The organism is Mesorhizobium sp. INR15 (genome assembly GCF_015500075.1).
Taxonomy (GTDB): domain Bacteria; phylum Pseudomonadota; class Alphaproteobacteria; order Rhizobiales; family Rhizobiaceae; genus Mesorhizobium.
On record NZ_CP045496.1, the window covers coordinates 2,988,008 to 3,014,318 of the forward strand.

The window sequence follows — 26,311 nt, forward strand, 5'->3', positions numbered from 1 at the left end:
GACCGATGGCGGTGAAAATTACGCGCCTCACCCTATGCCGCCGATCACCACATAGGCGCCGGCGGTGCGTCCGTCTTCATGGCGCGCAATGGCGGTGACGATCGAACCGTAAGAACCGCGCCAGACACTATGGGATCCCTTGTGTGTCGCCGACGGCACAACGGCGCGCCCGGTGAAGTGGGCGCCGTTTCGCTGCGTATCGATGGGTGTTCCGTTGATATGGACTTTGGCGGTGATGCCAGCATCGTCGTCGGGCAGGTCGAGCACGACAGTGATTTCGACCTGATCGCCGATATGAATGGCCGCAGCGGAGAGTGTGATGGCCAGGGGAGGAACTTTGCCAGGCCGATTGGTAGCTGATGGCGCCGCAAAGACGTCGTCGGCCAGTTCAGGCGTACGGGGAGGGCTGGTGCGGCGTGAACCGGAGCGTTCGAAATCGCCGGCCAGTTGCAGCAGTTTGGTGTCGCTGTAGGCCTTGCCGGCGAAGGTCAGGCCGACCGGCATGCCGATGTCAGCCATGGTGCCCATCGGCACGGTGACGGTCGGGATGCCGAGGTGGCGCCACACCACATTGCCGTTGGCGACCCAGGTGCCATTGCGCCAGGCAAGGATGGCGGAGGCCTCGTTGATGTCGGCGTCGGCTGGCCCGACATCGGCGGCGGCGGGAAGCACCACCGCATCGAGCCGGTGTTGGTCCAGCCAGTCTTCGAAGTCGATCCGCCTTGTCGCCTCCAGCCCTTTCAGGCCGCGTTCCATTTCGGGGATATCAGCCAGCGGGGTGACGCCGCGCCTTGCCCGCTCGACATATTCGGCGAGGATGAAGTCGCCCTGATAGCGATCGGGCAGCGTGCCCGGCGGCCGCGGGAAGATTTTCGCACCATCGACCGAGGCGAGATCGGGCATCTCAGGGTCGGCATTGGCACGCAGAAAGTCGTCCCAGCCGAAGATGCACAGGTCCCAGATTTCGTGAGCATCGAAAGCTGCCGGCACCATGCCGCGATCGACCATGGATTGCGCGCCGGGCCGGTCGCGTTCGTAATTGGAGACGACGGGGAAATCGACCTCCACAACTTCGGCGCCAAGCCGCCTGAGGTCGGCGGCCGCCTTTTCCCACAGCGCCAGCACCGAGGCGCGGGTCTCGATCGGTGTTCTGATCTCACTATCTCGGCCGATATACATTCTTGGCACGCCGAGCCGCATGCCCTTCAGCGATCCCTCCAGCGGGAGGTGGGCATAGCTTGGCGGGCGCACCTGCGAAATCGCGGGCAAGACGACCCAAGGCTGAGCACGCCAGAAATCGCCTCTCGTCTCGGCGTCTTCGGCAACGATGACATCGAGCAGTTCGAGCATGTCAGGCACGCTGCGTGTGTGCGGCACGACCACGTCCATGGTCGGCACCAGCGGCCAGTTGCCGCGTACGGAGATGACGCCGCGCGACGGCGTGTAGGCGACCAGTGCATTGTTGGTCGCCGGCGCCCGGCCGGACGACCAGGTCTCCTCGCCAAGCCCGAAGGCGGCAAAGCTGGCGGCGGTCGCGGTGCCCGAGCCGTTGGACGAGCCGGAGGCGAAGGCGGCGGTCAGGTAGGCGGCATTGTAGGGGCTTTCAGCGCGGCCATAGACACCGCGCTGCATGCCGCCATTGGCCATCGGCGGCATGTTGGTCAGCCCGATCAGCACCGCGCCACCGGCCCGCAAGCGCGCGATGGTGAAGGCGTCCTCATTGGCGACGAGATATTCGAAGGCGGGCGAGCCGGCGGCAACCGTCAGGCCCTTGACCTTGTAGCTGTCCTTGGCGGTGTAGGGGATGCCGTCCAGAGGCCCGAGCGTCGTGCCTTCGCAGCGGCGCAGATCGGAGGCTGCGGCCTCCTCGAACATCTCCGGATTGAGCACAGGGACAGCGTTCAGCGTGATGCCGTGGCGGTCGTAATGCGCGATCCGGCGCAGGCAGGCGCCGACCAGCTCGACACTGGTGACAGCGCCGGTATCGAGCGCTTGCCGCAGCTTTTTGATTGTCGCTTCGACAAGGTGAAAACCGTCATCGGTCATCATGAGTTCCCAAGCTGGCATTGTGGCTGCGCTCCTCATGAGCGTGGCCGCCAGCTTCGGCAAGGTCCAATCGCGATTCCTTGCGGGCCAGAACCGCGATTGCTTGTCACATGTTGATCAAACCTTGGCCGACCAAACCTTGGCCGAGCAAACCTTGGCTGGTCAGAACTTGGCTGGTCAGAACTTGGCTAATCAGAACCTGCCGTTGCCGTTCTTCCATTCGGACTTCGGCGGGATGGCCTCGATCGTATCCCAGTGCTCTGCGATCTTGCCGTCCTGAAGCCGGAACAGGTCATAGAACGATGTCGGCTTGCCGCCGAGCGTTCCTTCGCTGGCGATCAGGACGAAATTGCCTTCGCCAAGCACCTTGTGGATGTGGTCGTATTTGATCGTGATGCCGGCTTTCGCCAGGGCCGTGAAACCGGCGGCAAGCCCGGACAGGCCATCGGCGATCAGCGGGTTGTGCTGGGTGTAGCTGTCGCCATTGCCCTGGAAATAGCCGGCCAATTTGTCCATGCGGCCATTGACCAGAATGTCGTCGGCAAAGGCGGTGACCAGTTTCTTGTTGGCCTCCGTCTTGTCGAGATCGACGGCTGCGGCCGGGCCGTCGGTCATCGAATGGCCGCTTGAGTTCGGGCCTGCGGTTTCCTGCAGATTGTCCCAATGCTCGACAATCTTGCCGTTCTCGAAACGGAAGATGTCGAAGCCGATCTTAGGGCCAAAGAAGTCATATTCGGTGTGGGCGAAGACGAAGTCGCCGTCCTGGAAAACGCGCACGGTGTTTACCTTCGCCGAATGCGGGGGCAAGGCGGCAAGCAGTGCACCAAAGCCGGCAAGGCCATCGGCGGCGCCAAGATTGTGCTGGATGTATTTGTCGGGATTGATCACCGCGACGGGTTCTCCGGCACCGGTTTCAATAGCTTTTAGCAGCTCCACGACCTGTTTCTTCTGAATGGACATTTTGGTCTCCGATTGAGCAGAGGCGGTGGTTGCGGATGCGACTGAAAGCGAGGCGAGCGTGATGGTGCCTAGCGCCAGCGCGACGAGTCCTCGGCGGGAAACTGACTGGGTCATTTATATGTATCCAATTTGATTGCACATGCGTGTGACTAATATGGATACATATCTACGTCAAGCCGATTGTTCGCCCAAGCGGCGTCGGTTCAGGCGATCGCCGCCATCCGTGCCTGTTCGTCGGATGAGATATCGTGCGCCATGGCGGCGATCGTGGTCCTGGCGAGCTCCGCATCCATTGCCGCCTGAACTCCAGCGATCCGCAGCCCGAGCGTCCTCTTGATGTTCCGCCCGACAGGGCACATCGGGTTTGGCGCCTCGTGCATGGCAAACACTTCACGCGCCTCGTCCATGGCGCGCCAGACATCGAGAAGCGAGATTGTCTCGGCCGATCGTGCAAGAAGCGCACCGCCGCCGGAACCCATCTGCGACGTCGTCAGTCCAGCCTTGGCCAATTGCGACAGCAGCCGCCGGATCAAGGTTGGGTTGGTGTTGACGCTCGAGGCGATCAACTCAGATGTCGCTGGCAAACCGGCCTGGGTTTCGAGAAAGGTCAGGATATGGACGGCAACGGCGAAGCGGGTGTTCATGTCATCGTATCTCTCTACGTCTGTGCTTATTTTAGGCACAGACGTAGGACGCTGCAAGTGTGGCCGACGACACGTCTGGCGGTGCCATGCTTGATCATCTCGGAGCGGCCAGGCCCAGCTTTGATGAAACTGCCCCGGTTGGAACTTTTGTCCAGCTGGCGATTTTGCATGTATGATGCGATTTTGGGTGAGCAGGAGGATATTGCCGATGACGATAAAACGCCTTGCGATCGTTGCTCTTGCGTTCGCGACAGTTTGCAGCGCCTCCTCGGCGTACGCCGGGGCCAAGCATCACCAGGCTCAACCCGAACGCTACGTTCCCGCCGACCGCGATATTATCGAGGTCCTGTTCGGTGGCCCGCGTTACTATGATCAGCAGTTGTTCACGACGGCGGCCGGCGAATGCTCCTACGACAGGGTTGGACCTGATGCGAACGCGCTGAACAAGATCAACGATCACCATTGCGGCAAGTAGACGTCAACTCAGTCCAGGCTTAGGCGGCAGGGGTCTCGGCGTCGCCCCGGTATCTGACGTGGTCGATGAAGGCGCGCAGCTTGGGCAGGACCTGACGTTTTCCGGGATAGTAGAGAAAAAGCCCTGGCGATGTTGCAGCAAAGGGTCTCAGCACTTCCTGCAATCGGCCGTCCGCGAGCGGCGTCCTGGCGAGCGGTGCGGGCACCTGCGCAAGCCCGGCCCCCTGGATCGCGGCGCCAAGAAGCGTTGGGTAGTCATGCGCGATGAGCGGCCCTGAGATGATGGCCTCAACCGACTTGTTGCCGTCGACAAAAGGCCAGGGCGCGATCGACCCGTTTGAACGGCGCATGCGCAGGCAGGCATGGCCGCGTAGGTCCTCGATGCGCTCAGGCACGTTGCGCAGGCGCAGATAGTCGGGGCTGCCAACGACCATGAATGGCAGCGGCGGTGTCAGCCGTACCGCGATCATGTCGGCGGCGATAAACTGGCCGGGCCTTATGCCTGCATCGTATCCCTCGGCGGCAAGGTCGACGAGTTCGCCGCTCGCCACGATCTCCAGTTCGATTTCCGGATAGGCCTGGCAGAAGGAAGCGATGAGCGGCTCCAGCAGGATCGGCACGACCGACGGCGGCACCGAGAGACGCAGCAGCCCGGTCGGCCGCTGGCCAAGGTCGCGGGCAACCGCGCTCGCGGCGACCAGTTCCTCGAATGCCGGCCTTGCGCGCGCAAGGAAGCGCTCACCGGCCTCGGTCAGGCCGACACTGCGCGTCGTACGGACGAAGAGCGCGGCGCCAATGCGCGCCTCGAGCGTCCGCACCGCCTGGCTGATCGCTGACGGGGTGACGTTAAGCTCGGCCGCCGCCTTGCGGAAATTGCGGTGCCGGGCGACGCTCAGGAAAGCCTCGACGCCGTCAAGCGCGCCTTGTCTGACTGTGAAGTTCTGCTTCATGGCGCATCGATATTATCGTGGATAGTAGCAGTTCGAAAGCGGTCCTATCTCTGCGGTCAGCGTTGGAAATCCAGAGGAGCCGGCAATGACACATGATCTCGACCGCGTGCGCGCGCATTACAGCGCGGCCGGCCTGACCGAGCGTCTCAGGGCGGCGCTGGCAGCGCTCGGACCGGAGGAGCAGAGGCTGACGCCTGAGCAACTGGCCGGGCTTGACCAGTTCCACACCCGTGGCCTGGCGGCTACCGCCGAGCTTGCCGGACTGGCCGGGATTGGGGCCGGCACTTTGGTCCTGGATGTTGGATCGGGACTTGGCGGGCCGGCCCGCTTCCTGGCCGCGACCCATGGCTGCCGGGTGACGGGCGTCGACCTCAGCGAGCCCTTCGTCGAGGCCGCGCGCTATCTGACCGAGCGAACGGGGCAGAGTGGGCGCGTGACGTTCGAGGCCGCCAGCGCACTGGCGCTTCCGTTCGGCGACAGCCACTTCGATGCCGTGTTGCTGCAGCATGTGGCGATGAACATCGCCGATCGGCCAGGTCTCTATCGCGAGATCAGGCGGGTGCTGAAGCCGGGTGGAAGATTCGCCACGTTCGACGTGGTGCGGAAAGGCGGCGACCCGCACTATCCCGTTCCTTGGGCGCCAAGTCAGGCCGAGAGCTTTTTGCTGACCGCGACTGAAACGCGAGAGCGGGTCGAGGAAGCGGGGTTCGGCATGCTGGTGGGGCAAGACGACACTGACGCAGCCACGGCCTGGTTCGCACGGATGAGGGCGTCGGGATTGCCCCCTCAGCTCAATCTCGGCGTCGTCATGGGGCCCGGCTTCGCGGGACTTGCCGCCAACCTTGGACGAAGCCTGGCGGAAGGCAGGCTGGGCGTTCTGACCGCCATCTTCGAGGCCATTCCAGGCAACGAATGACAGGAGGCGAAGATGTCACCCGCAACGATCTTTCAACTGCATCTTGCCCTGGGCTACGTGCCATGGCTGCTTTGCTTCGGCGCCTATGTCTGGCCCAGGCTCAGGTCGATGGACCGCCTCGATGCGCAGCGCGCCATTGCCACGCTGCACAGTTTCCGCTTCTTCGGGCTTGTGTTCATCCTTCCGGGAGTCGTCGGCTCCCATCTGCCTGCCGGCTTCGCTGCCTTTGCCGCCTATGCCGACTTCGCAACCGGACTGCTGGCCATGCTGGCGCTTCTGACGGCACGTCTGCCCTTGCTCTTCTGGCCGCTCGTCATCGCGTTCAATCTCGTCGGAAGTGTCGACATCGTCATCGATTACTATCACGGCGTTCAGCTTGGCCTTCCTGAACTGGCAGGGGAGCTCGGCGCTGCCTACGCGATCCCGGTCATCTATGTGCCCCTGTTAATGATCACGCACGCCGCCGCATTCTATCTGCTGCTGCGGCCGCAACCCAAGGTGGCGCGCGCCATATCAGGCTGATGAACGTGACACGGTAATCAGGCCTAGCTGTTTTTCATGCCGATGTCCGGCTGGAAATGCCGCTCGACAAAGCCTTCTATCGGGCCGGTCAGCGCGTCGGCCTCACGTTTGATCTTGTAGTCATCCCAATCCCACCAGCGGATCGCCAGCAATTTCTCGATGGTTTCCTCAGCGAAACGATATCGAACGACTCTTGCTGGGTTTCCCACGACAATCGCGTAGGGCGGAACGTCCTTGCTGACCACGGCGTTTGCTCCGATGACGGCGCCGTGACCGATATTAACGCCGGGCAATACTGTTGCCCGCATTCCGATCCAGACATCGTTGCCAATGTTCACACCGCTGAGCTTGCCGCCATTCTCTACCGGGGACGGCTTTTTCAACAACTGGATGTGAAGAGGGTAGGATGTCGCGCAATCGATCGCGTGATTGCCCTCGCACATGATGACTACTTCACCGGCGATCGAGCAAAAAGTGCCGATGTTCAAGGGGGCAGCCTTGGACGGCATATAAGCCGTGCGCTTTGTCACGCCATAGGTATGGCGTCCGACCGTCACACCAATCGGCAACGGGTTCTTCTCTCCGAGAATGTTATTCTCACGCAGCCATCTTGCTAATCTCGACATTTGAAAGCTCTTAGGGCAACTCTGAACGGCCAGCAACACCTCGGATTTGATGCGCGAAATAGTGAGCAGCCACGCTGCCATGCAGCAAGGGGATGGCCGTGAAACTTTGCGCGGCATCAGTGCGTTTCTGGATTTCTTCGAGCCGCGTTGGAGGCAGGCGGATTCGCCGTAGGACTCCAACGTAAAAAGTACCGGACCGAAGGAACCTCCGGCACACATGCGCGTTGGGAGGCTCATTTGTGCGTGAGGGGGCATTGCATGGACCGATTTGAGATCCTGGAGGAGCCTACGGGCAAGTTCTCGATTTTCGACACGCTCACCGGGCTGCCGGTGACTGTCGAAGGACAGACATTCATCGGCATGTACCGGCACCAGGTGCCGCTCGCGCTGTTGACGGTGAATGATGCGCTGAGGCCCGCCAACTGGTCGGTTCTGCCATCCTTGTCGGTGCTGGGGCCGGCACTGGCCGGCGCTCGTGCGGGCGACCTTCAAGCCTGACTGCAGGCCGCCGCCTCTGAGCCCAAGCCATGCTGCCGGGAGATAATTTGCCCCATGTCTGACCAGGACATCCTGATCCGCAACGCCATCGGACAATTGCTTTCCGAGAAAACCGGCGCCGCCGTCATTTCGATGAAGGAGAGCATCGCGGAGCTTTTGTCGCGAACCAGCGCGGCGCTGATGGATGACAGTCTGCTGGACCTGCTGCTCGAAATGGCCGAGGTGCGCGGCATCATGGTCGCGCTCGACGTCTGAGCAGATCAACAGGTGATCAGTGACGCCCGACGCCAAGGATGAAGTCGGCGCAGCGGTCGGCGATCATGATCACCGGCGCGTTGGTGTTGCCGCTGGTCAGGCGCGGCATGATCGAGGCGTCGCAGATGCGCAGGCGCGGCACACCGCGTACTCTCAGCTCGTGATCGACCACCGCCGCTTCGTCCGTGCCCATCCGGCAGGTGCCGCAAGGGTGGTAGACCGTCTTGGCGTGCTCAAGGATGTGGTCGATGATTGCCTGGTCCGAGATATCGTCGGCGTCGCCGGGCGACAGTTCCTCCGAAATGACCGCCCGCAGCGCCGGCTGGCGCAGGATGGCGCGGGCGATCTTCATTCCGGCGAGCAGCAAGGCGAGGTCATCCGCATCGGACAGGAAGCCGGTGGTGAAACGGATCGGATCCGCCGCGTCGCGTGAGCGCAGTTCTACGGTGCCGCGTGACTTCGGCCTGAGCACACAGGGATTGAGCTCCATGCCGTGCCGTTCGATCGAGCCATGCTCGGCGCTTTCAATCATCACCGGCAGGACGTGGAACTGGATGTCTGGCCGGCCATCGCCGTCGGTGTCGAAGAAGCCGCCGCTCTCGACCACGTTGGAGGTGAGCAGGCCGGTGCGGAACAGCATGTATTGAATGCCGTGGCGCAGCGCCTTGAAGCCGCGGTCCTCGCCGAGCAGCGAAATCGGCTGGCGCGTCAGTGCATAGACGGGCGCGGCGACATGGTCCTGCAGGTCGCGGCCGACCGAAGGCAGGTCGCGGATGACGGGAATGCCGAGCTCGCTCAAATGTTCGGCGGGCCCGAGCCCGGACAGCATCATCAGCTTGGGTGTCGCCAGCGCGCCTGCGGTCAGGATCACCTCGGCCTTGGCCATTGCCGCATGGCTCTGCCCGTCCGATGTGGTGTAGGCGAGGCCGCTGGCCGCGCCATTCTCCAGCGTCACGCCGGTGACCAGCGCATCGGTGACGACAGTAAGGTTGGCGTTGCCAGCCAATGGCTTCAAAAACACCTTTGCCGCCGACTGTCTCTCCCCGTTCGCCGTCGTCGTCTGATAGAAGCCGACGCCTTCCTGCCTGGCTCCGTTGAAGTCGTCATTGAAGGCGTAGCCGGCCTGCTGGGCGGCCTTGACATAGGCCAGCGACAGCGGATGGCGATGGCGCGCATCCGAAACGGGCAGGGGACCTGTCGTGCCATGGCGTTCGCCGGCCAGGCGCTCGTTGCGCTCCAGCCGCTTGAACACCGGCAGCACTTCGTCCCAGCCCCAGCCGGGGCAGCCGAGATCGCGCCAGCCATCGTAATCCTCAGGCTGGCCCCTGACATAGAGCATGGCATTGATCGAGGAGCCGCCGCCCAGTGTGCGGCCCTGCGGCACCGGCACCCTGCGGCCACCGACGCTCGGCTCGGGCTCGGATTCGTAGATCCAGCTGCGCGCCGTGCCGATCACCTTGGCGAAGGTGGCGGGCATGTCGATGAAACGCGTGTTGTCGGCCGGGCCGGCCTCGACAATCAGCACGCGCTTGCCGGCATTGACCAGCCGGTTGGCCAGCGTGCAGCCGGCAGAGCCGGCGCCGGCGATGATGTAGTCGTAGGTGCCGCTCATCTGTTCAGGCGTAGCGCATGATCACGGTCTTGGTCTCGAGATAGCCGTCGATGGCGGCGCGGCCATGCTCGCGCCCGATGCCGGACTGCTTGAAGCCGCCGAACGGTGCGTTGGGGTCGAGCGTGTTGTGCGAATTGACCCACACCGTGCCGGCCTTGAGGCCATGGATGGCGGTCATCGCCTTGCCCATGTCGCGGGTCCAGATCGAGGCCGACAGCCCGTAGCGCGTGTCGTTGGCGACGCGGATCGCCTCATCGAGATCGGCGACCGGCATTGCCGCCACGACGGGACCGAACACTTCCTCGCGCACGATCTCCATGTCGGGGCGCACATTGTGCAGGATGGTCGGCGCGACGTAGTGGCCCTTGCCGGGCACTGGCCGCGCGCCGCTGATCCGTTCGCTACCGGCGGCCAGGCTGCGCTCGACAAAACCCTCGACGCTCTTCCTGTGCTTGGCCGAGACCAGCGGATTGATCTGGGCTTCCGCGTCGCGGCCAGCACCCATCGTCATGCCATCGGCGATCTCGGCGAGGCGTGCCAGCGTGCGGTCGTAGATCGACTTCTCGATGAGGATCCGCGAGGCCGAGGTGCAGACCTGGCCCTGGTTGAAGAACATGCCGAGCCCGGCAATCAGTGGCTCGATGCCTTCCTCCATGTCGGCGAGCAGGATCATCGGCGATTTCGAGCCGAGCTCCAGCGTGAAGCGGGCGACGCGGTCGATCGCGGCATGGCCGACGCGCTTGCCGACCTCGGTCGAGCCGGTGAAGGTCAGCTTGTCGATGCCGGGATGGCGGATCAGCGCTTCGCCGGTGATGCTGCCACTGCCGGTGACGATGTTGACGACGCCGGGCGGGAAATCCACCGCCTCGATCAGCTCAGCCAGCCTCAGCAGCCCAAGCGGCGTTTCCTGCGGCGGCTTCAGCACCACGGTGCAGCCGCAGGCAAGTGCCGGCGCGATCTTCCACACGCCGATCAGCAGCGGGAAGTTCCACGGCACGATGGCGCCGACGACGCCGACCGGCTCCATCACGGTCATGGCATGATGCTTGGCGCCGGGCGGGACCGAAATGGAAACCTGGAAGGTAGAGCCCTCGAGCTTGGTTGCCCAGCCGGCGTAATAGCGCAGCCAGTCGACAGTGCCGCCGGCGCTCAGCATGCGGGCTACGCCCAGCGACTTGCCGTTCTCTATGCTTTCGATCTCGGCCAGAAGGTCGGCGTCGGCCTCGACAGCATCGGCGAGCTTCAGCATCAGGTTCTGGCGGTCGACCGGCCGCATCGATGCCCATGGTCCCTCGAGCGCGGCCCGTGCCGCGCGCACCGCCTGGTCGACCAGCTCGGGGCCGCTTTCGGGCACACGGGCGACGATCTCGCCCGAGGCGGAATCGTCGACGGCGAGGCCGTCACCGGCAAGGCCATCGACAAAGCGGCCATTGATGAAGGGCCGGTGCGACCGCGACAGGAAAGCGGCGGCCGCCGCACTGATCGGCGGCACAGTTCTCTCGTTCACGCCATCCTCCTCGACTGCTGCTGAACACATTGGGCCGAGGGTTATGGAGCGGGCCGGCCCGGTTCAAGCGCCTGACAGCGCGAGTGCGCGCTCAGTCAAAACAAAGTTCCCGCTCGGACAAGACGCGCGGCACGCGGCCAATCAAGATTGAGAAATGCGATCGGACCGGCGGTTCGATCAGGAACCGACATCGGAGGGCTGCGGCGGTTGAGCGCGTTTCTGGGCAATCCGATGGTCACCACGGCGGCGCTACCGCTGCTGCTCGGCATTGCGTTCGCGCTACTCGTCCGGCTTGGCGCGGCGAAGGCGCCGGTCCTTGCCGTGCTGATCGCAGGCGCGGCGGTGCTATTCCTCTATTGGGATACAGTCGGTGCGCCGGCTTTTCCGCCGATCGCCGCCAGCCAGAAGCTGGTCTATCTGGCCGCTGCCGGCATCATTGCCGGCCTGCTGGCCGAGCGCCGCCTGGACGGTCCCTGGGCCGGTGTGTTCGCTACCATTGCCATCGTCGCTGCTTTCGCCTGGCTCGGCTGGCGGCGCATCGCGGCTGGTCCCGTCGACCTGCCGATGGCCGCCGCGCTGATCACCGGGCTGCTGACTGTAGCCGGGGCGGGTGTGCTGATGGCAATGCGGCCAGAGCCGTCGGCGTCAGCGGAGCAACCGTTCCTGGCACCCGCCGCCGTTCTCAGCCTGTCGCTTGCCGGGGCCATCATCTCGGTGCTCGGCGCGTCCATCGTCGTCGGGCAATTGCTCGGGTCGCTGGCGGCGCTGACTGGCGGCTGGTGCCTCTTTGAATATCTCGCCGTACTGCGTGGCCGGCCTGCCATCGGCTGGGGCAAGGGTGTCGAATTTCTCTTCCTCTTCGCCGCCGCCACGGCGCTGATCCAGGTGGCGCTGCTGGCGCCCAAGGCCGATCCGGCGGCGCTGATGCTGTCGCCGCTGCCGCTGTTCATCGCCGCGCTGTCACCTGGTCGCCTAGAGGGGGTACTTCCAGGTGCCGCCCTGCTGCGGCCGCTCCTCGCCGGGCTGCTGATTGCCGTTCCGGCGATCCTGGCCGTGCTCATCGCCATCATCCGGGCGCCGCATGGCGCGGCCCTCGGCTTTTCCTAGCCTGCAACAACAACCTGATTGGGGAGACCAGCATGAGACTACGCAACACAATCGCCGCCCTTGCCTTCATCGGCGCTTCGACGCTGGCATCTGGCGCTTATGCCGACAATTTCGAGATCGACGGCCAGCACAGCTGGATCACCTTCACCATCAAGCACGGCATCTATGGCATCGCGCATGGCCAGTTCGACGCCGCGTCAGGCTCGATCGTGATGGACAAGGCCGATCCTTCGAAGAGCAGCGTCAAGGCCGAGATCGATGTCGGCTCGGTTCACACCGCCTACGACCAGCGCGACAGCGACCTGAAGGGGCCGGACTTCTTCAACGCGGCGGAGTTTCCGAAGATTTCTTTCGAGAGCACCAAGGTGGAGAAGGTCAGCGACACGACCGGCAAGGTGACCGGCAACCTGACCATCAGCGGCGTTGCCAAGGAAATCACGCTTGACGTGACCCTCATCAACGAGGCGCCGGCGCCTTGGGATGCGACGCTGACCAAGGCGGCGTTCACCGCCACCGGCAAGGTCAGCACCGCCGATTTTCCGATGGCGAAGGCGGCTGCCGGCTTCGGCCTTGGACCGGATGTCGAGATCGTCATCGATCTCGAAGCAATCAAGAAATAGGCGCCTCGAAAAAGTGCCGCGCGCCCAGGGACGCGCGGCACGTCTCCCGGCACGCGGCGAAGTGCGCGCTCAGTCAAAACAAAGTTCCTCCTCGGACAAGACGACGCGCGGCCGGCAATGCACTATCCCTATCGAGGATCGGGCCGTGGTCGGCGTGCCTGGCAATCAGGACAAATATTCGGGACATGCAATGAGATTTTCGGGAAAGACGGTTTTCATCACGGGTGGCGGCACGGGCATCGGTGCCGCAGTGGCGCGGCGCATGGCCGCCGATGGCGCCAAGGTGGTGCTGATGGGCCGGCGGCGCGAGCCGCTTGAAGCTGTCACCAAGGACATTGGCGGGCTGGTGGTGCAGGGCGATGCCGCTGACCCGAAAGCCGTGCGCGCCGCGCTGGCCGAAGTGCATGAGAAAATCGGACCGGTCGACATCCTGGTCGCCAATGCCGGCGGCCACGGCGTCGGGCCGACCATTTCGATGAGCGACGAGACTTGGAGCCTGGCGACGCGCAGCAATCTCGACACCGCCTTCGTCTGCGCCCGCGAGTGCCTGCCCGACCTGATCGCTCGCAAGGGCAACATCGTCATCATCGCCTCGATCGCCGGCCTGTTCGCCGGACCGGAAGCCGCCGGCTACGTCACCATGAAACATGCCTGCGTCGGCTTCGGCAAATCGCTGGCGCGCGACTATGGCCGCCAGGGCGTGCGCACCAACATCATCTGCCCGGGCTGGGTGTCGACAGACATGGCCGACGAGCAGATGGAAGTGATCGTCGAGAAGCACGGGCTGGGCTCGATCGACGAGGCCTACCGGCTGGTGACCAAGGACGTGCCGCTCGGCCGTCCGGCGACGCCGGAAGAAGTGTCCAACGTCATCTGTTTCGTCGCGTCGCCCGAGGCGGCGATGATGAACGGTTCGATCCTGACCGTCGATGGCGGCGCCACCGTGGTCGACCTGCCGACGCTGGCTTTTGTGGACTGATCCGGCTTTTGCCGATCGATGTGGAGAGTAGAATGAACGACCAGAACAGGCCGACCGACTGGAAGCATTTCGATGACTTCGCCGCCGGTATCGCCACCAACCGGCTGCCGACGACGGGCGCGCTGCGCGGCCAGACCTTCAAGATCACGCTGAACACCGGCCGCACCATCGACCTGGCCTTCACCGCCGCCGACACCGTGGCCTGGAGCGAAGGCAGTGATGCCGGCGCCGACTGGTACGAGGCGCTGGAAGTCGCCTCCAACGTGTTCTTCATCAACATGACTTTCGCCGCCCGCTCGGCCGAGGACGAAGCCTTCATCGTCAACACGACCACACGCCGCGTGCTGTCGGTGCGCGAACGGGTGCGCGACGCCAGCGAGGCGCCCGGCGAACCGCGCGTATCGCAGGTCTGGTCGGCGGGTGTGCTTGGCGATCCATCGATGCCGCCAACCAGCATTGAGCCGGCGCCGACCCGCGACCTGATCGGGCTGACCGCGCATTACACATACAGCCCTAACCACGTCTACGAGCACATCTATCTCTCCTCGGAGCGCTATGCCTGGCAGAACCTTGTCGGCATCCAGCGCGGCCATGGCGATGTCGACCTGGCGACAACCTGGAAGTTCGCCGAGAACCAGTATGTGTTCGGCTTCCGCGAGTTCATCATCCCGGTCGCGTCGCTGTTCTTCTACAATTGGGACGTCATGCACTCGACCGGGAAATTCCTCGGCGTGACCAGCCAGGGCAAGATCGAGAACAAGCCCGCCGGCGCCTTCATCGAGAAGAAATCCAGAGCCTCCTACGACAAGGACAAGGCGCCGGTCTGAGCGCGCGGGAGAACGTCATGAACATCAATTACGAAGCCATCAAGGCGCACTACGCCGGTTCCGACGTCGGAAATCTCGCGGCGATGATGGCGCCGATCACCGAGAAGACGGCCTGGACCGAGATGGCCGGCTTTCCCTATGCCGGCACCTATGTCGGCCCTGACGCCATCATATCAGGCGTCTTCAAGCGCATCGGCGAGGAGTGGGAAGGCTACTCGTTCACGCTCGAAAGACTGGTCGATGGCGGCACCACAATCGTCGGCCTCGGCAATTACTCCGGCGTCTACCGCAAGACCGGCAAGACCATGGCGGCGCGCGTCGTCCATGTCTGGGACATGGCGGACGGCAAGGCCGTGCGCTTCGAGCAGTTTACCGACACCAAGCTGGTCGCCGCGGCGACGGTTTGAGGCGTCGGCACGTGCATGCGGGCCCGGCGCTTCGCCGTCCGCCCGATGAAAACCTGGGAGGAGGATGAAATGGGAATCTGTCTGAAAGGAATGATGGCGGGCCTGGTGCTGTCGACCGCGCTGGAGGTCGGCAGCATGGGGGCGGCCAATGCCGCCGGCGACGAGATCGTCATCGGCGCGCCGATCTCCTTGACCGGCCCGCTGGCCGGTGACGGCAAGGAGCAGAAATGGGCCTATGAGCAGGCCGTGGCCGACATCAACAAGGCCGGCGGCATCATGGTCAAGTCGGCCGGCAAGAAGCTGCAAGTGCGCCTCGTGGTCGCCGACGATGAAAGCTCGGAAGGCAAGGTCGCCTCGGCGTTGGAAAACCTGATCAAGGTGCAGAAGGTGGATGCGCTGCTGTCGACCCATTCCGGGCCGATGAACATCGCCGGCGCCATCGTCGCCGAGAAGTACAAGAAGTTTTACATGATCACGACGGCCTTCCCATTCGAATGGCAGCCGTTGAAGCTGAAATATTCGGCCCTGTTCTTCTTCCATCCGGGCCCGGGCGCCGAAGTGCCGTTCGAGATCTGGGACAAGCTGCCGGCCAATGAGAAGCCGAAGAACCCGGCGCTGGTCTCCGAGGATTCGCCAGACGGCAAGGGCTTTGGCGGCGCCTTCGAGGCGGCGGCCAAGAAATACGGCTACACGTTCGCGGTCGATGATCCATGGGCGATCGGCGCCACCGATTATTCGGCTCTGATCACCAAGCTCAAGGCCGCCAATGTCGACGCCATGCTGGTGTTCGGCTCACCAGCCGACACGATCACGCTCTTGCGGCAGATGAAGGAGCTCGGCTTCAGCGTGCCATACCTGCATGGCTGGAAAGGCACCTGGACGGGTGAGTTCCATGAGGCGCTTGGGGCGGATTCGGACTATATCATGACCGACGGCTTCTGGTCGGCGAGCTACCCCTACAACGGCGCCAAGAGCCTCGGCGACCGCTACGAAGCCGAGTTCAAGAAGGACTCGGTGACGGTCGGCGCCTTCTACGCCAACGCACAGGTCCTGGCGCAGGCGATCGAAAAGGCCGGCTCCACCGATGCCGATGCGCTGCATGACGCGATCTTCAACCAGGAGTTCAAGGACACGGTCGTCGGCGATCTCAAGTTCGACCAGACCGGCTTTGCCCTGATCCCCAGCGTCGCCACGCAATGGTGGCAAGGCAAGCACCAGCTGATCTTCCCGAATGGCACCTGGACCTACAAGCCGGCGCCGGCCTGGGACAAGCGCTGACCAACTGGCGCTGACCGACTGGCGCTGACCGACTGGCGCTGATCAACTGGCGCTAAACGACGGGACGCTGATCAACCGGGCATGGACGATTGGATCACTGCCCGGTTGATCGCGAACTGATCCAGACGCCCCCGACGCGAGGGGGTCGCGCAGGGGGGAGGCGGGTGCCTGATTGCGAAGCCGGGCACCCGCCTGTCCATTGACCCGCCTGACCCCGCCCGTCTACTGACATGGAGAACGGAAACACGATGCAGCCGGACGAGACGTTGCTTCGCCTCGAAGCGGTCCAGAAACGCTTTGGAGGGCTTGTCGTCCTCAACAACATCGACATCGCCGTTGGTCCCAACGAACTGATCGGGTTGATCGGCCCCAACGGCGCCGGCAAGTCGACGCTGTTCAACATCATCACCGCCATCTACACGCCGACGCAAGGATCGATCCGGTTTCGGGGCAAGGATATCACCGGCACGGCGCCGCATCGCATCTGCCGCCTCGGCATCGCGCGCACGTTCCAGCTGGTGCGCACGTTCCTGACCATGACGGCTTTCGAGAATGTCATGGTCGGCGCGGTCTATGGCGCCGGCGGCCGGGTGAAGCATGCCACCACTGCTGCCGAAGAAGCGCTCGAGCTGGTCGGCCTGACCGCCAAGCGCGACATCAGGACCGCGCACATGACGCTGTCCGACCGGCGCTTGCTGGAGATCGCCAGGGCGGTCGCGTCCTGCCCGTCGCTGCTGTTGCTCGACGAGCCGATGGCCGGGCTCAACCCGACCGAGATCCAGCGCATGGTCGACGTCATCCGCCGGGTGCGCGGCGAACGAGGCGTTTCGATCCTGTGGGTCGAGCACAAGGTCGATGCCATCATGAAAGTGTGCAGCCGGGTGATCGTGCTCGACCACGGCGAGAAGATCGCCGACGGCACGCCCCGCGAAATTGTCGCCAACCGCAAAGTCATCGAGGCCTATCTTGGCGAACCGGCTGCTTGAAGTGAACAAACTGGAAGTCGCCTATGGCGACGTCGGCGCCCTGTGGGGCGTGTCGATCCATGTCGACCCCGGCACCATCGTCGCCATTGTCGGCGCCAATGGCGCCGGCAAGACGACGCTTTTGAAAACCGTTTCCGGCCTGCTGAAGCCGAAGCGCGGCGAGATTTTTCTCTCCGGCGTGCCGCTGGCCGGCAAGGCGCCGGAAGAGATCGCCAGCATGGGCATTGCCCATGTGCCGGAAGGGCGCGGCCTGTTCCGCCAGATGACGGTGCTGGAAAATCTCGAGCTTGGCGCTTTCCAGCCCAAGGTGCGGAAGCATTTCAAGCAGTCGCTGGAAAAGGCCTACACGCTTTTCCCGCGCCTCAAGGAGCGGGCAGGGCAGAAGGCGGGGTCGCTCTCGGGCGGCGAGCAGCAGATGCTGGCTATCGCGCGCGCCACCATGTCGGACCCGTCGCTGCTGATCCTCGACGAGCCCTCGCTGGGGCTCAGCCCGATCGTGGTGCAGCAGATGTTTTCACTGATCGAGACCTTGCACAAGCAGGGCGTCACCATCCTGCTTGTCGAGCAGAACATCCACCAGGCGCTGAAGGTCGCCGACTATGCCTTCGTGCTGAAGACAGGCGAACTCGCCATGCAAGGCACAGGCGCCGACCTTCTCGCCGATCCCGAAATCCAGAAGGCCTATATGGGCGTGTTGGAGTAGCCATGACATTCAACATTCCGCCTCCAGATATCCTGCTGCAACTGTCGCTCAACGGCGCGCTGGGCGGCGCCATGTACGGCGTTGCCGCCGTCGGCCTCAGCCTGATCTTCGGCACCATGCGGCTGATCTTCCTGGCGCAGGGCGCGATGATCATCCTCGCCGCCTATTTCGTTCGGGCTCTGTTCTACGGCCTTGGCATCGACCCGTTCCTGTCGCTGCTCATCGTCGTGCCGGTCGGGCTTGGCGTTGGCTGGCTGATGTACCAAGGCCTGTTCCGCAGGGCGGCAGCGGCAGAGGATCGAAACATCTCGCTGCTGATCGCGGTCGGCCTGATGTTCCTGATCCAGAACCTGATGACGGTGATCTGGGGCGGCAACACCGCCGCCGTCGTCACCTCCTATACGGCAAGCGGTATCGAGATTCTCGGCGTGCGCACCTCGTTCACGCGCTCGATGGGCTTCCTGATCGCGCTTGCCGGCACCGGGCTGGTGGTGTTGTTCCTGCGCAAGACGCTGGTCGGCAAGGCGGTGCGCGCGGCTTCCGAGGACATGGAGGCGGCGACGCTGATGGGCATCAGCCCGCACCGCGTCAACGCCATTGCCTTTGCCATCGGCATAGCGCTGGCAGGGGCAGCCGGCGTGGCTGTGGCGACGACATTTCCGTTCAACCCCTTCGCCGGCTTCATCTTCAGCCTCAAGGCGCTGGTGGCGCTGGCGCTGGGCGGCATCGGCAATGTCGCCGGCGCGCTGGCCGGCGGCATCCTGCTCGGGCTGATCGAGGCCTATGTGCAGTATTTCATCTCGGGCGGCTGGACCAACGCCATCGCCTACGGCGTGTTCCTGGCCGTGCTGATGTTCAAGCCGGAAGGCCTGTTCAGCCGGCCCTACAAGAAGGCGTGAGGCCATGTTGAAGCAAACCTGGCCGAAACAAATCTGGACGGGGGTCGCCGTCCTCGTCGTCGCCGCGCTGGTGCTGCTGCCGCTGCTGCCGGGGGCGATCGACTCCTATGCCTTTTCCTTCCTGTTCTTCGTCTTCATCTACGCCATCATGGCGCAGGGCTGGAATCTGGTGGCCGGTTTTGGCGGCCAGATCAGCCTCGGCAATCACGCCTTCTTCGGGCTCGGCGCCTATACGACCGCCATCCTGTGGAGCGGCAATTACCTCTGGGGCTCGCTCTACGAGGCCTATCCGCGCATCTATTATTTCGACCCGGTGACCATGGTGCTGGGCGGCCTGGTCGCGGCACTTGCCGCGATCATCATCGGCATGCCGCTTCTGTCCAAACTGCGCGGCGACTATTTCGCGCTGGGCACGCTGGGTTTCGGCGAGATCGTCAAGGTGATGTTCATCAATGGTGGCGACTTCACCGGCGGCGCCTTCGGCGTCGTCGCGCCGGCCAGCACGTTCGACACGCTGCTGCCGCACTATCTGGTCGGGCTGGGCCTGATGGTGGGCGTGGCGCTGGCCATCCGCTTGTTGATGCGCTCGCGCTATGGTCTGGCGCTGATCGCGGTACGCGACGACGAGATGGCGGCCTCGGCCAACGGCATCGACACGCTCAGGGTCAAGGTCGCCGCCTTCGCCGGAAGCGCCTTCATCGCCGGCATCGCCGGCAGCCTCTATACCTACTACCTCTTCCATGTCGGCCCCGACTCCGTGTTCGACCTCGACTGGATGCTGCTGCCGCTGATGATGACCGTGGTGGGCGGCACCGGCACGCTGCTTGGGCCCATCCTCGGCGCCTTCGTCATGTACGCGGTGTTCGACCTCGCGCGCATCGTGGTGCCGGATTACCACCCGGTGATCTCGGGCCTGACGATCATCCTGGCGATGCTGTTCCTGCCGAAGGGGCTGATGCGGAGTTTTGGCGGCAGGGTACGGGCGTGACACGGATTGGGCGGCACTCAATCAACGGATTGACGATGGCATTGAGTGTCCCAAGGAGGCCAGCCGCGTCGAAATGACCGCGGTTGGCCGCAAGAGATCCGTCTGCCCGGAAAGATAGCCGGCAAGCAGCCGCTCGTTCCCGATCAGTTTCCGCCACCCTGCATGTGTGGATTGAGCGCTCCTGTAAGCGGCCACTGACATAGATCGGCGCGATCCATGACAAATCTCAAGATCGGTCGAACAGGTCAGGTATTCAAGCGCTTGGTTAATGTTACTCCAATCGCAGGCCGAGGTGCGTATTGCGCCAAACAAGCCATGGATCGTGTAAGTAAATCTTACAATTAACAATTTGTTAACCAACTTGGACTGTTCGTCTTTTCCGGCTGCAATCACGGCGGAGCATACATTGCAACTACGCCGCATACGTCACTTGTTAAGACCCCGCGTTGAACGTTTGCCAAGCCTGACGGTTATGCTACTTCTGGACTGGGGGACGTGGATTCGCACCGCCTATGGAGGTGGCTATTGCATCAAGACGCATCAGGCGTCGACCCGGAGCGTGAGGGGTCTTCCCCAAGCGATGTTCCACGTCTCGGCGAAGCGTTGCTCGCCGACCTTTTGGCACACACAACCGAGCTTCTGTCATTCTACGACCGCGAATTCTGCCTGACGCATTACGCGACCATGTTCAAAGGCGTGTACGGAGACGCGGTGACGCCGGGTGCCGCCGTTTGGGAGATCTACCCTGGTTTCCTCGATGCGAGGGTTCGCGACGAATTTCTTCGTGTGTTCCACGGTGGCGCGCCGGCAAGCATCGATTTGCCGCGATCATCGGGCGAAGCGCCGCGGTCCGTTTTCGTTTTCGCCTCCGCCAATGGTGTGGGAATCATCGAAAAACGGGCGCGCGGTGAACGGAGCGTCGCCGAGGAGCAAGAGCATGTAACTCTGCTCCATCAGGCGACGCATGACGTGCTGACCGGCCTGCAGAACCGGCGGCGATTTGGCGAGCGGCTGCAGCAAGCGCTGGCGGCCCTTGGCGAGCCAAAGCTGAAAGCCGCCCTGCTGCAGATCGACCTTGACGATTTCAAAGCGGTCAACGACACGCTCGGCCATGGAGCAGGCGATACGCTGCTTCAACTCGCGGCGGGTCGTATCCGCGACGCGCTGCGGGATGGCGAGTCCGCGTACCGGTATGCCGGCGATGAGTTCGCTGTCATTCAATTGGGAAAAGAGCAGCCAGCAGAGGCCGAGCGCCTCGCCGGATCGCTCATCGAAGCGTTCAAGCAACCGTTCATCATCAACGGCATCCCCGTCTTTGTCGGCTCGAGTATTGGAATTGCGTTCGGGCCGGAACACGGCACGGATGGCGAGCAGTTGATGAAAGCGGCTGACATTGCTCTCTACTCAGCCAAGACGGATGGACGCGGCTGCGCTCGGATATTCAACCGTTCGATGCTGCTGCTGCTCGAGCAGCGCGAGAATCTGAGGCGCAGCCTTCGAACCGCGCTGGAGCGCGGCGAGCTCTTTCTGGAGTATCAGCCCCTGATCCGGCCGCCCTCGTCGGTGATCGGTTTCGAGGCACTGCTGCGCTGGCGGCACGCCGAGATCGGCATCATTCCTCCCAGCGTGTTCATCCCGATCGCCGAAGCCGACGGCTTGATGGACGAGATTGGCCGATGGGTGCTCGAGGAAGCCTGCCGCCAGGCATTGACCTGGCCTTCCTCGCTGACAGTCGCGGTGAATCTGTCGCCGGCGCAGTTCCTGGGCAGCTCGCTGACGGACACGATTGCCCAGATCATCGACGCGGTTGGAATTCCTGCTGATCGGCTTGAGCTTGAGATCACCGAGACGGTTCTTCTTGAGAAGACGATCGACAACATCGATACATTAAACACGTTGAACGTACTGGGAATACGAATATCGCTTGATGATTTCGGAACGTACTATTCGTCGCTGAGCTACCTCAAGAACTTCCCGTTCGACACATTGAAGATCGACCAATACTTCATCACGGACCTGGAGACCGACCTCAAAAGCCAAACGATCGTGCGGTCAATCATCAATCTGGCGCATGGCCTGGGAATAAGCGTTACCGCCGAGGGGGTCGAGACGTCGGCGCAGGCACGGTGGCTGATCAAGGAGAATTGCGATTCCCTGCAAGGCAATTTCCTGGGGCGGCCACTCGGCGTCGAGGCAACCAATGATTTCATCGGGCGGTCCCCACTGAGGGTTGTGAGAGCGATGGAGGAATCAAATCGGGCGGTCTAGCGCCTTGCACCCTTTGTTAACGGTGAAGTCGAGATTAGCAGGGGCCATCGAGGCAGATACCGCGCAATCCTTTCAGTCCGTGCGAGACTGACTCATGACCGGGCGTGGTGAGATTTTCCGCCTCGGCGTTCATCGCCCTGCCAGGGCTCAATGCTGATGGAACAAGGGAGCATGCCGATGGGACCTGTTCAACATGAACTGGCTGGCGAGCCGACTTTTGAACCCACGATCCAGGTCGACATGGAGATCAAGGCTTTCGTCTCCGCCTGGAGACACTGCGATTACGTCTCGACATACATGGCCCGCATGATCAGTCAGAACAGGTCGGACTCGGTCCGGCACTCAAATCTCTTTTCCTCGGCCTTGAACGAACTGCTGGAAGTCGCATTTCGTACGCGCCATGCCGGCGGCGACCTGGCATGCAGGGTGTCTCGCCATGGCGCCACGGACAGGATCGAGCTGACATTCCCCTGCGTGCCGGGGGATCGCCAATTCTACCAGGAGGCCGTGTCGCAAGTCGCGGGATTCGAGGCCAGGGAGCGATACCTCAGCTCGGTGTCTGGTGATCTCGCGCCCAGCCGGGAGGTCGTGCTGCTGGAGCTTGCCGTCGACTACAACGCGACTTTCAGGGTCGAGGAAGCAGCCGGTGATGCAATCAGGCTTGTCGTTGATCTTCCGCTTGAAGGCTTGCGAAATTGAGCCCTTATGACCTTCACCCGCGCTTCAAGGCGCAATACGACGCGAACAACCAGGAGTTCTCCATATCGGGAGTGGTCCGGCCGCAGACCGCCGATGATCTCGGGTCCAGCATAGCCTTGCTTCGCGATGCGATCGGTCGTGTGCGCGGCGTTCTTTACGTCAATGTCAGACGCCTGACGCAGATGAACAACGCCGCGTTTCATGCCTTTTCGAGGATCATCCTTGATGCCTGCCGTGCGCGGCCCGATCTCAAATTCGTCGTCATCACATCAAGCGTGGTGGGATGGACCTCGCGAAAATTCGGGCGCTTGAGCGGGATCGAACCGAACATCACGGTCGAGGAGTATGACAGCGAATTCTATCCGGGGCAGGGCTTCCTGGAGGAGGGCGGGTTCGTTCCGATCCTGCGCACACAGACAAAGATGACCTGGCGCCACGAGCGCGCGATCCTTCCGCGACATGGCATGCGGCCCGGGATCGTCATGGCCGACATCTGTTGCGGGATCGGTGATTTCGCCGTGCTCGTGCAAAAGGAGTTCCAGCCATCGCGGATCGTCGCTCTGGACCACTCCATGACAAGCCTCAGCTACGCCCGGCGCGTGATGCGGGAGTTCGATATCCGGGGCATCGAATATACCTATGGCGATGCGTCGGAGATGCTGCTCGACGAAGCCCAGTTCGACCTCGTCACCTGCCGGCATTCCCTGCAGATCTTCAATCGGCCTGAACTGATCCTCAAGGAACTCTACCGCATATGCAAGCCAGGCGGGCGGGTCTACATCACCAACGAGAAGAATTCGCATTGCCTCGGCGAGCCGCGCTCCGAAAGCATCAACTGGACCTATAACGAGGTGGCGAAGCTGTTCGCGCATTTCGAGATGGACGTCGAGCTTGGACCCAAGAGCAGGCGATACCTGCTTGAAGCCGGCTTCGAGGATATACGTGTCGAGTCCTTCATGGTCACCAACCTGGACGGCGACCCGCAGGACTTCGCCGATGTCATTGAAGCCTGGTCTGATGTCTATGCGGGCGAGATGGCGGCCAGACGCGGTGACGGACCGGAATTCGTCGAACGGTTCCGGCAGGGCTTCCAGGACCACATTTTCGCGGCACTTCACCCCAAGGGCTATGCCGGTTGGCCAATCTGGGTCGCATCGGGGCGGCGGCCGCAATGAAAGCCGACAATGAGGCGACGCCGCGCTTCGGCATGCGCTCCTTTCGAGCGAAATTCGTATTGGTCGTTGGCGGCGCGGTCCTGTTCGACCTCCTGCTGAGCGGGGGCCTGGCGCTTTGGAACGTTCAGAAGCTGTCGCGCGACGCCACATCGGAAGTCGGTGAAGGCCTGACGACCGCGAACCAGGAATACATTCGCTCCTATGCCGATTCGACAGCGTTGAGCGTCGACCTGCTGCTCGATCGGGTGCATGGGGACGTCAAGGCGCTGGCCGGCGTGTTGCAGGTCCAGATCGACGATCCAAAGAGGCAGCAGCAGGTCGGAGCGACGCTTTCGCAAGAGGCGCCCGGCTCCGTCAAGCTCGCCTACGATGCGCGGGGCGATTGGGCGCAGAACCTGCCGGGCGCGCCTTCCGTGGTAAGCGTCTGGGGCTACCTGCTGGGCGCCGACCACAGTCCGCTGCCGGGCGTTCAGCAGGAGATAGAAAACAGCACCGTGATCGATCTCGTCGCGCCGACTCTCATGGCCAGCGGGGCGTCCAAACTGCAGATGTACTATATTGGTCCAAAAGAACGGCCGATCTTCAGGACGGTGCCGTATACGGATCAGGCACAAACCTTCGACCGGCTCTATCCCGGCCACAACAAGTCGGAATTCTGGGAATTCTTCTTTCCGGGAATCTATGGCTCATGGCAGCAATGGGCCAAGGATCCGGCCTCACGTCCGGCCCCCGACGACATTACCCAGACAGCGCCTTACACCGATGCGATTACGGGAAAGCTGATCGTCAGCTTCTTCCACCCGCTGTGGACGCGCGATCGCACCGATGTCGCCGGCACGGCGGGTGCGGATATCACTCTCGACCAGCTCGCGGAGGTCGTCGAAAGGGTGAAGATCGCTGAAACCGGCTTCGGCTTCCTGACGATGTCGAACGGCAACGTGGTCGCGATCAATCCGGCGGGCCAGGCGATTATCGGCCTGACGGCATCGAACGATGCGGGCACGCAGGGCGTCACCGGCCTGGAGAGGTCCCTGCGGGGGAGTGCACAGCCCGCTATCGCGACGCTGCCTCTCGACCGGAACAATGACGGTGTCATTCAGCATATCATGCTCAACGACAAGGGCGAACGCGTCCCCTATATTGTTGTCCTCAAGCGATTGAAGCCGACCAACCTGTGGAGTTCGGGACCGGTCAAGTCCGAAACGATGTCGGTCGGAATCGTCGTCCCCGAACGGGAGATCTATGCATCCCTGTTCGCCGCGCAGGAGAGTATTTCTCGCGCGACCAATCGTATCCTGCTGTTTCAGATCGCGGCGATCGCTGTCTCGCTTCTGATTGTCTTCGCGGCCGTGCTCGGCATTTCGAAGCGGATCACCGCGGGCCTCCGGGCGCTTGCCAGCGCTGCCCAGCGGCTGCAGTCCAAGGATTATTCAGTCCGCGTGAGCATTCCGACGCGCGACGAGGTCGGAGCGGCGGGCATCGCCTTCAACCGGATGGCTGAGCAGATCAGCTTCCACACGGAGAATCTCGAGCAACTCGTCGATGAGCGAACCAGGGAGCTCGGCGACGCAAATCAGGAAATATCCGCGCTCAACGAAAAGTTGCGGGACGAGAACGTCCGCCTCGGCGCCGAGCTCGCTGTTGCCAAGCAGATCCAGATGATGGTCCTGCCGAAAGCCTCCGAACTCGCGGCGATCCCCGGGTTGGAGATCGCAGCCTATATGCGGCCGGCCGACGAGGTCGGCGGTGACTATTACGACGTCCTTCAGAACGGGTCACGGGTCAAGATCGGCATTGGCGATGTGACCGGTCATGGTCTTGAGAGCGGCGTGCTGATGCTGATGGTCCAATCCGTGGCACGCGCGCTGCAGGAAACCAGCGAGGGGAATCCGCACCAGTTTCTGGATCGGCTGAACCGGGCGATCTACAAGAACATCGAGCGCACCAATACCAACAAGCATCTCTCGCTGGCCTTTCTTGACTTTGAGAATGAGCGGGTAACGCTGTCAGGCCAACACGAGGACGTTCTCGTCGTGCGTGCGGATGGGGGCGTGGAACGCATCGATACGATCGATCTGGGCATGCCGGTTGGTCTTGAGAATGACATCTCGCAGTTCATCGCCACTCGTGACATCCTGTTTAGCCGCGGCGACGTGATCGTGCTGCACACCGACGGTGTGACCGAGGCTGAAGACAAAGACAAGAAGCTGTTCGGGTTCGAGCGGCTCTGCCAGAGCGCGCGAAAACGTCAAGGCGAGAGCGCCGAGGAAATCAAGACAGGCATTATCGAGGATCTCATGGCTCACATCGGAATCCAGAAGATCCACGACGACATCACCCTCGTGATCATAAGGCACAGATAGGA

The 26,311-nt window shown here is 62.8% G+C and carries 26 protein-coding genes; 19 read left to right on the forward strand and 7 right to left on the reverse strand.

Annotated features, from left to right (window positions below; genetic code table 11):
• Positions 1-27 precede the first annotated feature (27 nt).
• From GA829_RS14485 to GA829_RS14495, 3 genes are all read right to left on the reverse strand, one after another.
• Complete coding sequence (locus tag GA829_RS14485) at positions 28-2,046, reverse strand: amidase (protein WP_195179646.1); 2,019 nt, start codon at positions 2,044-2,046, stop codon at positions 28-30.
• A 192-nt stretch (positions 2,047-2,238) separates the two neighbouring features.
• Entirely contained in the window at positions 2,239-3,006 is a 768-nt protein-coding gene (locus GA829_RS14490) for a nuclear transport factor 2 family protein (RefSeq protein ID WP_210337763.1), read from the reverse strand.
• Positions 3,007-3,209: 203 nt separating this feature from the next.
• Positions 3,210-3,650 (reverse strand): Rrf2 family transcriptional regulator, encoded by a 441-nt coding sequence (locus GA829_RS14495; protein ID WP_195179144.1) that lies wholly within the window; start codon positions 3,648-3,650, stop codon positions 3,210-3,212.
• 208 nt (positions 3,651-3,858) lie between these two features.
• Between GA829_RS14495 and GA829_RS14500 the strand changes: the two genes are divergently transcribed.
• Complete coding sequence (locus tag GA829_RS14500) at positions 3,859-4,125, forward strand: hypothetical protein (protein WP_195179145.1); 267 nt, start codon at positions 3,859-3,861, stop codon at positions 4,123-4,125.
• 19 nt (positions 4,126-4,144) lie between these two features.
• Here GA829_RS14500 and GA829_RS14505 read toward each other — a convergent pair whose 3' ends face one another.
• Positions 4,145-5,074 carry a LysR substrate-binding domain-containing protein gene (locus GA829_RS14505; RefSeq protein WP_195179146.1) on the reverse strand — a complete coding sequence of 310 codons (930 nt, stop codon included), beginning with the start codon at positions 5,072-5,074 and terminating at the stop codon, positions 4,145-4,147.
• An 85-nt stretch (positions 5,075-5,159) separates the two neighbouring features.
• On the opposite strand from GA829_RS14505, the gene GA829_RS14510 reads away from it, so the two are divergent.
• On the forward strand, positions 5,160-5,990 hold the full coding sequence (locus GA829_RS14510) for a class I SAM-dependent methyltransferase (RefSeq protein WP_195179147.1): 831 nt from the start codon (positions 5,160-5,162) through the stop codon (positions 5,988-5,990).
• Positions 5,991-6,002: 12 nt separating this feature from the next.
• Positions 6,003-6,512 carry a hypothetical protein gene (locus GA829_RS14515; RefSeq protein ID WP_195179148.1) on the forward strand — a complete coding sequence of 170 codons (510 nt, stop codon included), beginning with the start codon at positions 6,003-6,005 and terminating at the stop codon, positions 6,510-6,512.
• A gap of 23 nt (positions 6,513-6,535) precedes the next feature.
• Here GA829_RS14515 and GA829_RS37310 read toward each other — a convergent pair whose 3' ends face one another.
• Positions 6,536-7,255: a CatB-related O-acetyltransferase gene (locus tag GA829_RS37310; RefSeq protein WP_308462335.1), complete on the reverse strand. Its 720-nt coding sequence runs from the start codon at positions 7,253-7,255 to the stop codon at positions 6,536-6,538.
• Positions 7,256-7,396: 141 nt separating this feature from the next.
• On the opposite strand from GA829_RS37310, the gene GA829_RS14525 reads away from it, so the two are divergent.
• A complete protein-coding gene (locus GA829_RS14525; protein ID WP_195179149.1) occupies positions 7,397-7,636 on the forward strand; it encodes a hypothetical protein in 240 nt (79 codons plus the stop codon).
• Between the two features lie 54 nt (positions 7,637-7,690).
• Complete coding sequence (locus tag GA829_RS14530) at positions 7,691-7,891, forward strand: hypothetical protein (RefSeq protein ID WP_195179150.1); 201 nt, start codon at positions 7,691-7,693, stop codon at positions 7,889-7,891.
• Between the two features lie 16 nt (positions 7,892-7,907).
• Here the strand turns inward: GA829_RS14530 and GA829_RS14535 are convergent, their stop codons facing one another.
• Complete coding sequence (locus GA829_RS14535) at positions 7,908-9,503, reverse strand: GMC family oxidoreductase (RefSeq protein ID WP_195179151.1); 1,596 nt, start codon at positions 9,501-9,503, stop codon at positions 7,908-7,910.
• A gap of 4 nt (positions 9,504-9,507) precedes the next feature.
• Positions 9,508-11,010 (reverse strand): aldehyde dehydrogenase family protein, encoded by a 1,503-nt coding sequence (locus GA829_RS14540; protein ID WP_195179152.1) that lies wholly within the window; start codon positions 11,008-11,010, stop codon positions 9,508-9,510.
• 207 nt (positions 11,011-11,217) lie between these two features.
• Here GA829_RS14540 and GA829_RS14545 point away from each other — a divergent pair, with 207 nt between their 5' ends.
• The 14 genes from GA829_RS14545 to GA829_RS14610 all read left to right on the forward strand — a co-directional run bounded on the left by GA829_RS14545 (position 11,218) and on the right by GA829_RS14610 (position 26,309).
• Positions 11,218-12,117: a hypothetical protein gene (locus GA829_RS14545; RefSeq protein ID WP_195179153.1), complete on the forward strand. Its 900-nt coding sequence runs from the start codon at positions 11,218-11,220 to the stop codon at positions 12,115-12,117.
• A 32-nt stretch (positions 12,118-12,149) separates the two neighbouring features.
• Positions 12,150-12,737, forward strand: a complete 588-nt coding sequence (locus tag GA829_RS14550; protein ID WP_195179154.1) for a YceI family protein — start codon at positions 12,150-12,152, stop codon at positions 12,735-12,737.
• A gap of 190 nt (positions 12,738-12,927) precedes the next feature.
• A complete protein-coding gene (locus GA829_RS14555; RefSeq protein WP_195179155.1) occupies positions 12,928-13,716 on the forward strand; it encodes an SDR family NAD(P)-dependent oxidoreductase in 789 nt (262 codons plus the stop codon).
• A 32-nt stretch (positions 13,717-13,748) separates the two neighbouring features.
• Positions 13,749-14,543, forward strand: a complete 795-nt coding sequence (locus GA829_RS14560) for a MoaF C-terminal domain-containing protein (protein WP_195179156.1) — start codon at positions 13,749-13,751, stop codon at positions 14,541-14,543.
• A 17-nt stretch (positions 14,544-14,560) separates the two neighbouring features.
• The gene (locus GA829_RS14565) at positions 14,561-14,950 is read left to right on the forward strand and encodes a nuclear transport factor 2 family protein (RefSeq protein ID WP_195179157.1); all 390 of its coding nucleotides are present in this window, start codon (positions 14,561-14,563) and stop codon (positions 14,948-14,950) included.
• Positions 14,951-15,019: 69 nt separating this feature from the next.
• Positions 15,020-16,228 carry an amino acid ABC transporter substrate-binding protein gene (locus tag GA829_RS14570; protein ID WP_195179158.1) on the forward strand — a complete coding sequence of 403 codons (1,209 nt, stop codon included), beginning with the start codon at positions 15,020-15,022 and terminating at the stop codon, positions 16,226-16,228.
• 248 nt (positions 16,229-16,476) lie between these two features.
• Positions 16,477-17,214, forward strand: coding sequence for an ABC transporter ATP-binding protein (locus GA829_RS14575; RefSeq protein ID WP_195179159.1), 738 nt, complete (start codon positions 16,477-16,479; stop codon positions 17,212-17,214).
• Positions 17,207-17,917: an ABC transporter ATP-binding protein gene (locus tag GA829_RS14580; protein ID WP_195179648.1), complete on the forward strand. Its 711-nt coding sequence runs from the start codon at positions 17,207-17,209 to the stop codon at positions 17,915-17,917. Before GA829_RS14575 ends, GA829_RS14580 begins: the two co-directional genes overlap by 8 nt.
• 2 nt (positions 17,918-17,919) lie before the next feature.
• Positions 17,920-18,816, forward strand: coding sequence for a branched-chain amino acid ABC transporter permease (locus GA829_RS14585; protein WP_195179160.1), 897 nt, complete (start codon positions 17,920-17,922; stop codon positions 18,814-18,816).
• 4 nt (positions 18,817-18,820) lie between these two features.
• Positions 18,821-19,804 carry a branched-chain amino acid ABC transporter permease gene (locus GA829_RS14590; protein WP_195179161.1) on the forward strand — a complete coding sequence of 328 codons (984 nt, stop codon included), beginning with the start codon at positions 18,821-18,823 and terminating at the stop codon, positions 19,802-19,804.
• 603 nt (positions 19,805-20,407) lie between these two features.
• Positions 20,408-22,072 carry a putative bifunctional diguanylate cyclase/phosphodiesterase gene (locus GA829_RS14595; protein ID WP_195179162.1) on the forward strand — a complete coding sequence of 555 codons (1,665 nt, stop codon included), beginning with the start codon at positions 20,408-20,410 and terminating at the stop codon, positions 22,070-22,072.
• Between the two features lie 177 nt (positions 22,073-22,249).
• The gene (locus tag GA829_RS14600; RefSeq protein ID WP_195179163.1) at positions 22,250-22,771 is read left to right on the forward strand and encodes a ubiquinone biosynthesis methyltransferase UbiE; all 522 of its coding nucleotides are present in this window, start codon (positions 22,250-22,252) and stop codon (positions 22,769-22,771) included.
• Positions 22,768-23,946: a class I SAM-dependent methyltransferase gene (locus tag GA829_RS14605; protein WP_195179164.1), complete on the forward strand. Its 1,179-nt coding sequence runs from the start codon at positions 22,768-22,770 to the stop codon at positions 23,944-23,946. The genes GA829_RS14600 and GA829_RS14605 overlap by 4 nt, the downstream gene beginning before the upstream one ends.
• A complete protein-coding gene (locus GA829_RS14610) occupies positions 23,943-26,309 on the forward strand; it encodes a SpoIIE family protein phosphatase (protein ID WP_195179165.1) in 2,367 nt (788 codons plus the stop codon). The genes GA829_RS14605 and GA829_RS14610 overlap by 4 nt, the downstream gene beginning before the upstream one ends.
• Positions 26,310-26,311: the final 2 nt, after the last annotated feature.